The organism is Streptosporangium album (assembly GCF_014203795.1).
GTDB lineage: Bacteria > Actinomycetota > Actinomycetes > Streptosporangiales > Streptosporangiaceae > Streptosporangium > Streptosporangium album.
Window position 1 is genome coordinate 194,602 of record NZ_JACHJU010000001.1, and the last position, 13,326, is coordinate 207,927.

Consider the following 13,326-nt stretch of genomic DNA (forward strand, 5'->3'; position numbering starts at 1 on the left):
CAACATCTGCCCTCCGGCACGGCGCGTGATTGTCAGAGACATCCGCGCCGTACGGCGTGCGGGACACCGGCGGGCTGCCGGGCCTCCTTACTTGGAGGAGGCCGGGTCCGCTACGGAGCCGCGAGCCCGCAGCGGTGCCCCCACCTCGTGCAGGTGCCGCAGTGCCTGGGCGTAGGAGCTGAAAAGCCCGCTCTCGAGATAGTCGATGCCCAGCTCCTCGCAGTACGCCCGCACGATCGGCTGGGCGCGGCGCAGGTTCGGCATCGGCATGCTGGGGAAGAGATGATGCTCGATCTGGTAGTTGAGCCCGCCCAGCACCGTGTCCACCACCCGTCCGCCGCTCACGTTGCGCGAGGTCAGCACCTGACGCCGGAGGAAGTCGAGCCGCTCCGCCCCCCGCAGCATCGGCATCCCCTTGTGGTTGGGCGCGAACGTGCAGCCCAGGTAGACGCCGAAGATCGCCTGGTGCAGCAGGAGGAACACCACGGCCTTGCCGGGCGACAGCACCGCGAACAGCGCGGCGAGGTAGGCGGCCACGTGCACGACCAGCAGCGCCGTCTCCAGCCCGCGGTTCCTCAGCGACGGGCGTGACAGGGCCCGGAAGCTGGCCACGTGCAGGTTGAAGCCCTCCAGGGTGAGCAGGGGGAAGAACAGGAACGCCTGCCTGGGGCCCAGGAACCTCGACAGTCCCCGGCTGACGGCGGCCTGCTCGACCGACCAGATCAGGACGTCGGGGGCGACGTCCGGGTCGTGGTCTTCGTGGTTGGGGTTGGCGTGGTGGCGGGTGTGCTTGTCCATCCACCAGCCGTAGCTCATGCCGATGCTGAGGTTTCCGGCCACCAGGCCGGCGATCTCGCTGGAGCGCCGGGAACGGAAGACCTGCCGATGGGCCAGGTCGTGGGCTACCAGCGCCACCTGGGCGAAGACCAGCGAGAGGAAGATCGCCACCAGCAGCTGGTACCAGGAGTCGCCCACCGCGAAGAAGGCGGCCCAGCCGCCGACGAAACAGACGGCGACGAGACCGAGCCGCAGGGCGTAGTATCCGTGGCGCCGCTCCAGCAGCCCCGCCTGGACGATCCGGCGTGAAAGCCTGGCGAAGTCGCTGCCCCGCTCTTGGTCTCTCCCGTCTACTGTTTCGGCGGCATCGATCGCGAGCGAGTCGGTCACGGTTCTCCTCAGGGGATCGGAACACCAGACATGATTAGCTGGCTATTAGCGCGTTATGAATTGGCACAAAAAAGCCGACTGGCCTAGGATCCCGCGACTGCCGTGATCACGGACCCCCGCGCCCACCCGGACTCGTGGTAGTGCTGACCCTACCCCGGCACCCGGCGGCGATATGGGGGGTAATCAAAGCTTTTCGGAGCGTTAGAAGCGGCCCCCGCCAAGCACCGCGCCCTCGGGGGCGGGCGGGGGACGGGAGGACGGCCCGCGGGGAGCGGAGACGGAAAGGGCGATCACCGCTGGTCACGGCGGAGGGGATGGTCGCCGGGGATCTCGACCAGGACGATGGGCACGCCGTCGGGATCCTCGATCCACATCTCGATCAGCCCCCACGGCTCCCTCTGCGGCGGGCGGACCACGCCGACCCCCGCGTCGCGCAGCCGTACGTGTTCGGCGGACAGGTCCCGGACCTGGAGCCAGATCGCGGAGATCCCCGCCGCCGCTCCGTCGGACCGGCCGGAGAGCTCAAGGAACCCCTGCCCGAGAAAGAAGACCAGACCCGGGTCCTCGGGAGGGCCGAACTCGCGATAGACCGCCAGCCCCAGGACGTCACGGTAGAACCGGCGGCTGCGCTCGGGGTCGGCGGGACGCACGAGGATGCGGCCGCTCAGTACTTCCATACGTCGACCGACCTCCCCCGCCTCCGGCCCCCGGCTCCCCGCCGACCGGCGACCGGCCGGTTCTCATCGGACTGCGGCATGTGTCCCCCTTTCCCTACCGGCAGCCTCCCCCCCAACGGCCCCATCCATGCCTCTCCGCGCCCGCCCCACGGGCTCGTGCCCGCCATAACGGCAGGTCGGCCCGGTGCGGAGTCGTGGACGGGCGTTGACGGGTCGGTTGGAACCCCGGCTGCTGGCAGGATGGTGGCCCATGACATCGGGGATATCAGGGACATCAAGGACGTCGCGGGCGACCAGATCGGCGGCGGCGTTCATGGTCCTGGCGGCGGGCGCCGCCGGATGCGGCGGCGACACCACCGGAGGTGCCCCCCGGCCCGGCCGCACCTCCTCCCCGGCCGCCAGCGCCTCTCCCACCCCGCCTCCGGGTCCCCCTGGGGCCCTGCCCAGGCCGGGTGAGGTGGGCCGGATCCCCCGGCCCACCGACGGACTGCCACCGGTGATCAGCTCCATCCCCACCAGGAGGAAGGTGGTCTTCCTCACCATCGACGACGGCTGGGAGCAGGACCCGGGCTTCATCACCCAGGTCAGGGACCGGCGGATCCCCATCACGGCCTTCGTCACCCGTGACGCCGTGGAGGCCAGGGGCGCGACGGACCCGACCGCCCAGGGGGGCAGGTTCGTGGGTGCCGGCAAGTGGGGCTACATGCGTGACCTGCGCGACGCGGGGGCGACGGTGGAGAACCACACGCTGACCCACCCGAACCTCATCACGCTCGGCTACGGAGGACAGAAGGCCGAGATCTGCGGCACCTCCGCGCTGATCCGCAGGCACCTCGGCAACAGGCCCACGCTGTTCCGGCCGCCGTTCGGCAACCAGAACATCCTGACCCGCAGAGCCGCGAAGGCCTGCGGCATCGACGCGCTCCTGCTCTGGACCGCGACCGTACAGCCCGGCGGGAAGATCGCCTACCAGGTGCCCGACAAGAAGCTCCGCCCCGGCGACGTGCTGCTGCTGCACTTCCGGCCGGACCTGTCACGGGACTTCCGCATCCTGGTCAACAAGATCAAGCGCCGGGGGTTCGAACTCGGCAACCTGGACGCCTACCTGAAGGCCGCGACCCGGTAGTCCGCACGCGACCCCGGACGGCCCGTCTCCCCCGCTTCCGTTCCAGCGCCATACTCGCGGCTCTCCGGAGCGGCGCTTGCACCGGGGATGCACGGTCCGCGGCGCGGCAGGCCGGGCCGTGTGACGAAGATCGCAGTAGTCCGCGGCGCCGGATCGCCACATTGCTCTACAGCTTGTAGTACTACTCTTAGTAGAACTACAAGCTGTAGAGCTTTTGACGGCGAGGGAAAGATGGACGCACTGGACCTGGCGCGGTGGCAGTTCGGGGTCACCACCGTTTACCACTTTCTGTTCGTACCCCTGACGATCGGCCTCGGCGTCTTCGTGGCCGGCCTGCAGACCGCGTGGCACCGTACGGGCAAGGAGCACTACCTCAGGCTCACCAGGTTCTTCGGGAAGATCTTTCTGATCAACTTCGCGATGGGCGTGGTGACCGGGATCGTGCAGGAGTTCCAGTTCGGCATGAACTGGAGCGAGTACTCGGTCTTCGTCGGCGACGTCTTCGGCGCCCCGCTGGCCCTGGAGGCGCTGCTCGCCTTCTTCCTGGAGTCGACGTTCCTGGGACTGTGGATCTTCGGCTGGGACAAGCTGCCCAAGCGCGTGCACCTGGCCACGATCTGGGCGGCGGTCATCGGCTCCAACCTGTCGGCGTACTTCATCCTCGCCGCCAACGCCTGGATGAAGCATCCGGTCGGCTACGAGGTGGTCGACGGCAAGGCACGCATGACGGACCTGTGGGCGGTTCTCACCAACTCCGCCGCGCTCGCGCAGGTTCCCCACGTGGTGGGCGCGGCCTTCGTCGTCGCCGGCGGGTTCGTGCTGGCGATCTGCGGCTACCAGGTCCTGCGGGAGCGGCGCGCCGGCCAGAGCACGCCGGCACGGCGGGGCGCGGGCATCTGGCGGACGCCGATGCGGGCCGCGCTGGTCATGACCGCGATCGCCGGGGTCGTGGTCGCGGTCAGCGGGGACACCTCCGCCAAGCTGCTGTACGAGCAGCAGCCGATGAAGCTGGCCGCCGCCGAGGGCCTGCGGCACGACACGGCGGGCGCGCCGTTCTCCCCCGTGCCGGGGGTGGAGGTGCCCATGCTGCTCAGTTTCCTGGCCACCAACGACCCGGACGCGGTCGTCCAGGGCACCGAGGACCTGCAGGCCCGGTACGCCAGGGAGTTCGGCCCGGCCGACTACCGGCCCAACCTGCCCGTGGTCTTCTGGTCCTTCCGTGTGATGATCGTCTTCGGGATGGCCACGGTGGCCCTGTCGGTCCTCGGCCTCTGGCTGACCCGCAGGCGCCGCCGCGACCCCGACGCGCCGCGCGCGGTCCCCGCGTGGTTCGCCCGCGCCTGCCTGCTGGCTCTGCCGCTGCCGACCGTCGCGATGATCTCGGGCTGGCTGCTCAGCGAGATCGGCCGCCAGCCCTGGACCGTCCAGGGCGAGCTGCTCACGGCCGCGAGCGTGTCGCCCGGCGTCAGCCTCACCGAGGTGGCCGTCTCGCTGGCGGTCTTCACCGCCCTGTACGGCGCGCTCGCGCTGGCGGAGGCCGTACTGATCGTCCGTCACGTCAAGACGGGCCCCGAGCCCGTCTCCCCCGCCCCGCCCGCGCCCCCCTCACGTGACGACGAGGACGCGGCCGCCCGGCTCCAGCCGTCCCTGATGTACTGAAGGCGGAAACGATGGAACTCACCACCTTCTGGTTCGCGGTCATCGCGTTCCTGTGGACCGGATACTTCGTCCTGGAGGGCTTCGACTTCGGCGTGGGCCTACTGGTCCCGGCGCTGTCACGGAACGAGGCCGAGCGCAAGCAGGTCCTCGGCACGATCGGCCCGGTCTGGGACGGCAACGAGGTCTGGCTGATCACCGCGGTCGGTGCGATGTTCGCCGCGTTCCCGGCCTGGTACGCCGGACTGCTCAGCGGGTTCTACCTGCCGATCGCGCTGGTCCTCGTCGGGCTGATCGTGCGCGGGATCGGCCTGGAGTGGCGGGGCAAGGTCCATCGCCCGTCCAACCGCGCCTGGTGCGACCTGGGCATCTTCGTCGGCAGCGCGCTCCCGGCCTTCCTGTGGGGTGCGATCTTCGCCCACCTGCTGCGGGGCAGCATGACGGCCGCGCTGGTCGGCGGGGTGTTCTCCCTCTCGCTGTGCGTGCTGCACGGCGCCGTCTTCGTCGCCCTCAAGGCGTCCGGCCCGGTGCGCGTCCGGGCCCGCCGCGCCGCGATGACGGCTTCCGTGGTGGCGCTGCCCGCCGCGGTGGTGGCGCTGTCGGCCATCCCCGCCGGGGGGGAGGCCTTCGGCCGGGCCGCGACCCCCTGGCTGTGGGCGTCCGCACTGGCCTCGGTGGCGGCCCTGTCCGCCGGGACCGCGCTGACCTGGCGTGGCCGGGACGGCTGGGCGTTCGCCGCCACCGCCTCGTCCGTCGCGCTGGGCTCCGCCGCCCTGTTCGGCACCCTCTGGTCGGCCCCCCTGCCCGGCCTCACGGTCGCCGAGGCCGCCTCCGGCCCCTACACGCTGGGCATGCTGACCTGGATCGGCCTGATCGCGCTGCCGTTCGTGCTCGGCTACCAGATCTGGTCCTACTGGGTGTTCCGCAAGCGCCTGGTCGCCGAGCCGTCCTGAGCTCCGGGCCAACCATAACGATCTCGCTCCCGAACTCCCGGTGTCGCATTTTGTAAAGGGAATGGGTTGATTTTTCAGGAAAACTTCTAAAACAATCCCTTCATGACACCCCCTAGCCTATTCCGACAACGGAACTTCGCGCTCCTGTTCGGTGCGGATATGATCAGCCAGGCCGGCACGCAGATCAGCGTGCTGGCCCTTCCGCTGGTCGCGGTAATCACGCTCAAGGCGAGCGAGTTGGACACCGGCCTGCTGTTCGCCGCACAGACCGCGGCATTCCTTCTGGTGGGACTGCCCGCCGGGGTGTGGGTCGACCGGATGCGCAAGCGTCGGATCCTGGTGAGCGCGGACCTGGTCCGCGGTGCGCTGCTGGCCTCGGTGCCGATCGCCTGGTGGCTCGGCGTGCTGACGCTCCCCCAGCTGTACGTCGTGTCACTCGGCATGGGCCTGGCCACGGTCTTCTTCGACATCGCCTACCAGAGCTACCTGCCGAGCCTGATCGCCAAGGACCGGCTGATGGACGGCAACTCCAAACTGGAGATCGTCCGGTCGGCGGCGGGCGTCACCGGCCCGGGCCTGGGCGGCGGCCTGGTCCAGCTGATCACCGCGCCGATCGCGGTGCTCGTGGACGCCGTCAGCTTCCTCGGCTCCGCCCTGTTCCTGTGGCGGATCGACGCCGTCGAGGAGGTGCCGGACCGCGCGGACCGGCGCGGACTGCTCAAGGAGATCGGCGAGGGGCTGCGCTACGTGGCCGGCCACCGCATCCTGCGGATGATCGCCGCCTCCACCGCCATCGCCAACCTCACGAACGGCATGCTGGCCGCCGTTGAGATGATCTTCCTGACCCGGGTGGTGGGCCTCACCCCGGGAGTGATCGGCCTGCTGTTCACCGTGGGATCCGTCGGCGCGCTCCTCGGCGCGACCGTCGTGGGCAGGGTGAGCCGGTGGGTCGGCTCGGCCCGGATCATCTGGCTGTCACCCCTCCTGACCAGCCCGTTCATGCTACTGGTGCCCCTCACCACCGCCGGCTGGAGAACGGGGCTGTACCCGGTGGCCATGTTCATGCAGACCATCGGCGTGGTGCTCTACAACGTCGGGCAGATCAGCTTCCGCCAGAGCGTCACCCCCGAGAACATGCTGGGCCGCATGAACGCGACCATGCGCTCCGTGGTCTGGGGCGTCCTCCCCCTCGGAGGCCTGATCGGAGGAGGGCTGGGCGAGATCTTCGGAGCCCGCACCACGCTGTGGATCAGCGCCACGCTGGCGCTGCTGGCCGTGGTGCCGCTCCTGCTCTCCCCGCTGCGCACGATGCGCGACCTGCCCACCGCGGACGAGGTCGGCGTCTGACGGCCTGAGGGCCGGGACCGGAAGATCAGCGCCTGGTGCCCGGGGAGGTCTCGGTCGCGGGCTTCGACGACATCCCGGTCGCGGCCGGCGTCTACCCGGGGCTGACCACGGTGCGCCTGCCGCTGACCGACATGGGCAGGCAGGCGCTGGAACTCGTGCTCAACCCGCCGGCCGCCCGGCCCCGGCGCCGCCGTACCGGCCACGAGCTGGTGGTCCGCGCCTCCACCGGCCCCGCTCCGGCGCCGTCCGGCCCGACCGGACACGCCCGCCGACCCGTCCCTCGCATGGCCGCAGGGACCGGCTTTGCGACCCCTGCGAGAGTTAATTTCGGTCCCGAAGTAACAAGTTGTTGACGTTGATGTGATCGTCTCGTACCTTCGGGGAAGCGCTTTCCCTGCGCTCTCCCCGAGCTTTTAGGTGGGCGGGATGCTGAAGACCAGATGGCTTCTCCCAACGATCGTTCTCGCACTCACAAGCCTTCTCCCAATGCCACAAGCAGCGGCTTTGCCCGTACGGCAGGCAGCCGCGCACACCGACGGAGCGCTCTCCGACCCGATCCCGGAGGATCCGATCCCCTCCGGCCTGGGGCTGACCGTCGAAGAGTTCGCCACATTCCCCAAATCAGAACCGACCCCGGCACCGACCGATCCACGGTTGATGCGATGGGCCCGAATCAACTACATCGGCGACGTTCCGGACGGCTCCGGACGCAAGTTCGTGCCTGACCTCAATGGCAAGCTGTATCTACTCAAGGACGGCGTGCAGCAGATCTACCTTGACGTCGGCGCCACGTTCGCGCCCCAGTTCTTCTCCGGTGCCGGCATGGGGCAGGGCTTCGGTTTCGTCACCTTCCACCCCGAGTTCAAGAAGAACGGCATCTTCTACACGGTCCACACCGAACGGGCCTCGTCCGCGACGAAGCCCACGGACATGCCGCCCCAGGCGGGCACCCTCTACCACGGCGTCGTGACCGAGTGGACGGCGGACGACCCGTCGGCGAGCACCTTCCACGGAAGCAGCCGGGAGATCCTCCGGCTCGGGTTCGCGGGTCAGATCCACGGGATCCAGCAGATCGACTTCAACCCGACCGCGAAACGCGGCAGCAAGGACTACGGGCTGCTCTACGTCGCGGTGGGCGACGGCGGCAAGGGCGTCGGCAACACCGAGCCCCAGACCCTGTCGGTGCCGTACGGGAAGATCTTCCGGATCGACCCGCGGGCCGGGAACAGCGCCGGCGGCAAGTACGGCATCCCGGCCGACAACCCGTTCGTGGGCAGGCCGGGCGCGCTCGGGGAGATCTACGCCTACGGGATGCGCGACCCGCACCGCTTCAGCTGGGACCCCGCCGGGCGGCACCGCATGTTCCTCGGACACATCGGCGAGAAGTCCATCGAGTCGGTCTACGAGGTCACGGCGGGCGCCAACTTCGGATGGAGCGAGCGGGAGGGGGCCTTCGTGTTCGACAAGACCACCTCGGACCCCTGCAACCGTCTCCACCCGCTGCCCGCCGACGACGCGAAGAACGGCTACACCTACCCGGTGGCCGCCTACGACCACAACCCTCCGCCGGGCTGGAACTGCACCTCCGACGTCGGGCGCGGGATCTCCGGCGGCTTCGTCTACCGTGGCCGCAATGCGCCTGAGCTGCGCGGCAAATATCTCTTCGGAGACATCGTCACCGGCCGCGTCTTCTACACCAACGAGCGTGAGATGAAGGTCGGCGCCAAGCCCGCCCAGATCTACGAGCTCATGGTCTACGACCAGACGGGCAAGCGGGTCACGACGCAGGACCTGGCCGGTGACGCCCGGGTCGACTTCCGGTTCGGCCGAGACAGCGCCGGCGAGCTCTACATCCTGTCCAAGGCCAACGGCAAGATCTGGAAGGTCACCGGCACGCGGCGGTTCGCCGACTGCGACGCCGGCCATACCCGGGTGAGCAATGTGACGCGGGCGGAGGACTGGACCCCGGTCACCCCGGCGAAGTGGCAGTTCCCCGGGAAAGAGGTCGTCCTGGCCGAGGCCGGGGAGTCTCGTCCCGGCCCCCGCCGCCCCTTCGAGTACGCGGTGCTCTCCGCGGGGCCGAAGTTCGGCTCGGTCCAGGTTGACGGCGAGGTCCGGCTGGACACCCCCGTCGAGGTCACCAACCGCGATGTGATCGTCGTGTTCGGCTACCAGAGCGACACGCAGTTCTACTACGCCCACCTGTCGACGGACAACACGATCTATCCGCACAACGGGATCTTCGCCGTGAACAACGCCGACCGGGTGCGGATCGAGGACCAGTGGGACGCGGTGCGTTCGAGAGGCGCCAAGCCCGCCGTCACCGATGAGCAGTGGCATCAGGTCAGGGTGAAGCACTGCACCGACTCGGGGGAGATCGCCGTGTACGTCGACGGCGCGAAGACTCCGCTGATGACCGCCGTCGACACGACCTTCACCTCCGGCCGGGTGGGTTTCGGGTCGTTCGACAACATCGGCAGGCTCCGTGACCTCAAGGTCACCGGCACCCGGGTGAACGACTGACCGTACGAGCGTGACCACGGCGCTGCCGGGGCGGACGTTCCGCCCCGGCAGCGCCCGCAGTGCCCGACGACGCACCAGGAGAAGTCAGTGAGAGATCATCACGTGTACGTCAGTCATGATGCCGCGGCGCCGGGACGCCGCCGGCCACGCGGACTCGCGGCCGCCCTTGCGGCCGTGGCGCTGTGCGGGTCGTTCGCGACGGCCCCAACTCCAACACGCCGGACCCGAACGACCACTACAACGCGGTCGGGCTGGCGGGCGTTCTCACCGGCACCTCCCAGGGTCACGACGTCCGCGCCCTGCTCGAAGTGATCAATGTGTCGGGAGAGCTGCGGGTGGTCGCGCTCGGCAGGCGCGTCGACGGCGGCAGGTCCCAGACGTTCGCCGCCAACGAGGCGTGGCAGAGCGTGCTGCCGCCCAACGAATGGGTGTTCCTCACCGCGACCTTCGATTTCGACGAGGGCACCATGGCGCTGTACAAGAACGGCCGGCCGCTCGACGGCGCCTACACGCTCACGGATGATCCGTGGGAGGTCGCCGGGCCGCCGGAGCCGGACCTCACCTCGGCGACGGACCCCCGAGGCATCAAGATCGGCGGCAGTTTCCCCCAGAACACCAAGGAGCAGAACCCGTGTGACTGCCGGCTTGACGACCTGATGTTCCTCGACCGGGCCGTGACCGGGAAAGAGGTCCTCCAGCAGTACCGCTGGGCCACCAAGAATCACCCCTGATCCGGCCCGTCCCGCCGGGGGAGCCCGAAGGCACGCTCCCCCGGCGGGTCCGCCGGGGCACCGCCCCTGCCCGCCTGGCCGGATGAGGTCCAGCGTGAGCTCCGCGGGAATCGGCGGTTCACCGGGTGGACGACCTGAGGCGGAGCCGGACGCCACCGCCTTACGACGGGGATTGATCCGCCGGTCGGGTTCCAGACCTCGCCTCGTCACGGCCGGCCCCGAGCTCAGCCGGCGGAACGGCGCAGGTCGAACAGCTCCGACGGGGAGATCGGCATCCTGTCGATCTCGATCCCCTCGGCGTCCTCGACGGCCGAGGCGATCACCGCCGACACCGGGATGACCCCGGCCTCACCGGCCCCCTTGATCCCCAGGGGGTTGAGCGGCGACGGGGTCTGCAGGTGGGCGGTCTCGATGAAAGGCACCTCGGTGGCGTAGGGCATCAGGAAGTCCATGAACGAGGCGTTCAGCAGCTGGCCGTGCTCGTCGTAGACCATCCGCTCGTACAGCGCGCCGCCCACCCCCTGGGCGACGCCGCCGTGGATCTGTCCCTCGACGATCATCGGGTTGATCAGGTTGCCGCAGTCGTGGACGACGGCGTAGCGCAGGATGCGGATCTCGGCCGTCAGCGGGTCGGTCTCGACGATCGCCGCGTGCATGCCGGAGGCGAAGGTCGACCGGAGCGGCGAGTAGTAGTCACGTCCCTCCAGCCCCGGTTCCTCCCCTTCCGCGACCGGCGGCCGGTCGAAGGACGACGCCCCCGCGAACTGGGTCGCCCGGGCCGCCTCGGCGTCGAAGGCGTAGCGCAGGGGATTGGACAGCACCGCCACGGTCGCCAGCGGGATCGCGGCCCCGGGCGAGCCCACCACCCTCACCTCGCCGTCGGCGATCTCCAGGTCGCCGGGATCGGCCTCCAGCGCGTCGGCGGCGATCCGCAGGGCCTTCTCCCTGACCTTGCGGCACGCCAGCGCGATCGCGTTCCCGCTCATCACCGCGGCCCGCGAGGCGAACGTGCCGACCGCGTAGCCGAACCTGCGGGTGTCGCCGGTCACCACCGAGACCCGCTCCAGCGGCACGCCGAGCTCGGTGGCGGCGATCTGCGCGAACACGGTCTCGTGGCCCTGCCCCTGGGAGGTGAGCCCGGTGGAGACGTGCACCCGGCCGTCGGAGGTGATCTGGACGTGGCCGCCCTCGTACGGCCCGACACCGGTGCCCTCGACGTAACAGCCGATGCCGATGCCGATCCTCCGTCCCTCGGCCGCCGCCCTGGCCTTCAGCTCGGGGAAGGAGTCCCAGCCGATGAGTTCCTTGAGCATCCGCAGCGATTCGGGGTAGTCGCCGCTGTCGTAGATCAGCGGGCGGCCGTCCTGGAAGATCAGGCCCTGGTCGTAGGGGAACTCGTCGGGCTGGATGAAGTTGACCGCGCGCACCGCCGTACGGTCGGCTCCCAGGTGGGCGGCGATGTGGTCCATCGTCCGTTCCATGCAGAAGACGGCCTGCGGGCGGCCGGCTCCCCGGTATGGAGTGACCTGCACGGTATTGGTGTAGATCGAGGAGAACTCGACCCGGTAGGCGCCGATCCGGTAGGGGCCCGGGAGCTGGGTGGAGGTGATGATCGGCACGATGATCCCGTACGGGGTGTAGGCGCCGTGGTCGTGCAGGATGGTCACGTCCAGGCCGAGCACCCGGCCGTCGTCGTCGAAGCCGACCCGGACGGAGTGGACCTGGGCCCGTTCGTGCGCCGAGGAGACGAAGTGCTCACGGCGGTCCTCGGTCCACTTGACCTCGCGGCCCAGCGCGATGGCCGCCCAGGGGACCAGCAGCTCCTCCGGCCACGGGTGCACGATCTTGACTCCGAAACCGCCGCCCACGTCGGGCGCGATCACCTCGACCTTGGGCAGCGGCAGGCCGAGCCTGGCCGCGACGGCCATGCGGACGCTGGTGGAGGTCTGGGTGCTGGTGTACACGCGCAGGGACTGGTCGTCGGCGTCCCATCGGGCGTACACGCCCCGCCCTTCGAGCGGCATCGACGCGCTGCGCTCGATGTCGAGCCGGAAGGACAGGGTGTGCGGCGCCGCCTCGATCGCCTCCCGCGCGCCGAGCCCGGCCGCCGAGGGCACCTCCTGGACCAGGTGCGCGCCGACGTTGCCCGGCACGTCGTCGTGGACGAGCCGGGCGGACCGCGCCGCCTCCTCCACCCCGACCACCGGTTTGAGGACCTCGTAGTCCACCCGGATGAGCGCGCAGGCGTCCTCGGCAAGGTAGCGGTCGCGGGCGACGACCATCACGACGGGCTCACCGACATGCCTGACCAGGTCGCGGGCGAGCGGGTAAGCGGTGCGGCCGTGGGTCAGCGCCGGGTGCGGGATGAGCAGCGGCAGCGGCTGGGCGAGCAGGGCGGGCAGATCCTCCCAGGTGTAGATCGCCACCAGCCCGTCCACGTCGAGCGCGGCCGACACGTCGACGTCGCGGATCCGGGCGTGCGCGTGCGGGGACCGGACGAACGCCGCCTCCAGCGCGTGCGTGCCGAGATCGTCCAGGTAACGCCCCTGGCCGGTGAGCAGCCGGGGGTCCTCCCGGCGGCGCACCGGCTCGCCGAACAGCTTCGTCGTCATGCCGCCCCCGCCCGCTGCCTCGCCGTGCATCACGTCTCCTCCGCCATGATCTCGGCCGCGCGGTGGACGGACTTCACGATGTTCTGATACCCCGTGCACCGGCACAGGTTGCCGGAGATGCCCTCCAGCACCTCCTCGCCGGTCGGCGACGGGTTGTCGCGCAGCAGGGCGGTGACGGTGCACAGGAAACCCGGCGTGCAGAATCCGCACTGCAGGCCGTGGCATTCGGCGAAGGCCCGCTGCACCGGCGACATCGCACCGTCGGGGGCGGCGAGCCCCTCCACCGTGGTGATGTCGTGCCCGTCCACGGTGACCGCGAACGTCAGGCAGGACCGGACCGGCTCGCCGTCCAGCAGCACCGTGCAGCACCCGCATACCCCGTGCTCGCATCCGACGTGTGTACCGGTCAGACCGAGATCGTGCCGGAGGCAGTCCGACAGCAACCGCCGCCCCGGCACCTCGACCTGCCGGACCACGCCGTTCACGGTCAGTGTGATCGCGATGTCCGTCACCGGCTCACCGTTCCTCGTCCGC

Annotated in this window: 11 protein-coding genes; 7 read left to right on the forward strand and 4 right to left on the reverse strand. The window is 69.9% G+C overall.

Annotation, left to right across the window (positions count from 1 at the left end; genetic code table 11):
• Positions 1-87: 87 nt before the first annotated feature.
• Together FHR32_RS00820 and FHR32_RS00825 are read right to left on the reverse strand one after the other, a co-directional pair.
• Positions 88-1,167 (reverse strand): fatty acid desaturase family protein, encoded by a 1,080-nt coding sequence (locus FHR32_RS00820; protein ID WP_184752046.1) that lies wholly within the window; start codon positions 1,165-1,167, stop codon positions 88-90.
• 290 nt (positions 1,168-1,457) lie between these two features.
• Complete coding sequence (locus FHR32_RS00825) at positions 1,458-1,844, reverse strand: VOC family protein (RefSeq protein ID WP_184752048.1); 387 nt, start codon at positions 1,842-1,844, stop codon at positions 1,458-1,460.
• Between the two features lie 250 nt (positions 1,845-2,094).
• Here FHR32_RS00825 and FHR32_RS00830 point away from each other — a divergent pair, with 250 nt between their 5' ends.
• The 7 genes from FHR32_RS00830 to FHR32_RS00860 all read left to right on the forward strand — a co-directional run bounded on the left by FHR32_RS00830 (position 2,095) and on the right by FHR32_RS00860 (position 10,180).
• The gene (locus FHR32_RS00830; protein ID WP_246465880.1) at positions 2,095-2,970 is read left to right on the forward strand and encodes a polysaccharide deacetylase family protein; all 876 of its coding nucleotides are present in this window, start codon (positions 2,095-2,097) and stop codon (positions 2,968-2,970) included.
• Between the two features lie 231 nt (positions 2,971-3,201).
• On the forward strand, positions 3,202-4,629 hold the full coding sequence (locus FHR32_RS00835) for a cytochrome ubiquinol oxidase subunit I (RefSeq protein ID WP_184752049.1): 1,428 nt from the start codon (positions 3,202-3,204) through the stop codon (positions 4,627-4,629).
• A gap of 11 nt (positions 4,630-4,640) precedes the next feature.
• Positions 4,641-5,579 (forward strand): cytochrome d ubiquinol oxidase subunit II, encoded by a 939-nt coding sequence (cydB, locus tag FHR32_RS00840; RefSeq protein ID WP_184752051.1) that lies wholly within the window; start codon positions 4,641-4,643, stop codon positions 5,577-5,579.
• A gap of 102 nt (positions 5,580-5,681) precedes the next feature.
• The gene (locus FHR32_RS00845) at positions 5,682-6,926 is read left to right on the forward strand and encodes an MFS transporter (RefSeq protein WP_184752053.1); all 1,245 of its coding nucleotides are present in this window, start codon (positions 5,682-5,684) and stop codon (positions 6,924-6,926) included.
• A gap of 35 nt (positions 6,927-6,961) precedes the next feature.
• Positions 6,962-7,279: a substrate-binding domain-containing protein gene (locus tag FHR32_RS00850; protein WP_312881804.1), complete on the forward strand. Its 318-nt coding sequence runs from the start codon at positions 6,962-6,964 to the stop codon at positions 7,277-7,279.
• 133 nt (positions 7,280-7,412) lie between these two features.
• Positions 7,413-9,449, forward strand: coding sequence for a PQQ-dependent sugar dehydrogenase (locus FHR32_RS00855; RefSeq protein WP_221465205.1), 2,037 nt, complete (start codon positions 7,413-7,415; stop codon positions 9,447-9,449).
• Between the two features lie 182 nt (positions 9,450-9,631).
• The gene (locus tag FHR32_RS00860; protein ID WP_184752057.1) at positions 9,632-10,180 is read left to right on the forward strand and encodes a LamG-like jellyroll fold domain-containing protein; all 549 of its coding nucleotides are present in this window, start codon (positions 9,632-9,634) and stop codon (positions 10,178-10,180) included.
• Positions 10,181-10,404: 224 nt separating this feature from the next.
• Here FHR32_RS00860 and cutA read toward each other — a convergent pair whose 3' ends face one another.
• On the reverse strand, positions 10,405-12,822 hold the full coding sequence (gene cutA / locus FHR32_RS00865; protein WP_246465884.1) for an aerobic carbon-monoxide dehydrogenase large subunit: 2,418 nt from the start codon (positions 12,820-12,822) through the stop codon (positions 10,405-10,407).
• On the reverse strand, positions 12,822-13,304 hold the full coding sequence (locus tag FHR32_RS00870; protein ID WP_312881805.1) for a (2Fe-2S)-binding protein: 483 nt from the start codon (positions 13,302-13,304) through the stop codon (positions 12,822-12,824). The genes cutA and FHR32_RS00870 overlap by 1 nt, the downstream gene beginning before the upstream one ends.
• Between the last annotated feature and the right edge of the window lie 22 nt (positions 13,305-13,326).

Coding starts and splice junctions, on each gene's coding strand:
- FHR32_RS00855 (WP_221465205.1), top strand. CDS start 7,413: ATGCCACAAGCAGCGGCTTTGCCCGTACGGCAGGCAGCCGCGCACACC.
- FHR32_RS00825 (WP_184752048.1), bottom strand. CDS start 1,844: ATGGAAGTACTGAGCGGCCGCATCCTCGTGCGTCCCGCCGACCCCGAG.
- FHR32_RS00835 (WP_184752049.1), top strand. CDS start 3,202: ATGGACGCACTGGACCTGGCGCGGTGGCAGTTCGGGGTCACCACCGTT.
- cydB (WP_184752051.1), top strand. CDS start 4,641: ATGGAACTCACCACCTTCTGGTTCGCGGTCATCGCGTTCCTGTGGACC.
- cutA (WP_246465884.1), bottom strand. CDS start 12,822: ATGCACGGCGAGGCAGCGGGCGGGGGCGGCATGACGACGAAGCTGTTC.
- FHR32_RS00845 (WP_184752053.1), top strand. CDS start 5,682: ATGACACCCCCTAGCCTATTCCGACAACGGAACTTCGCGCTCCTGTTC.
- FHR32_RS00830 (WP_246465880.1), top strand. CDS start 2,095: ATGACATCGGGGATATCAGGGACATCAAGGACGTCGCGGGCGACCAGA.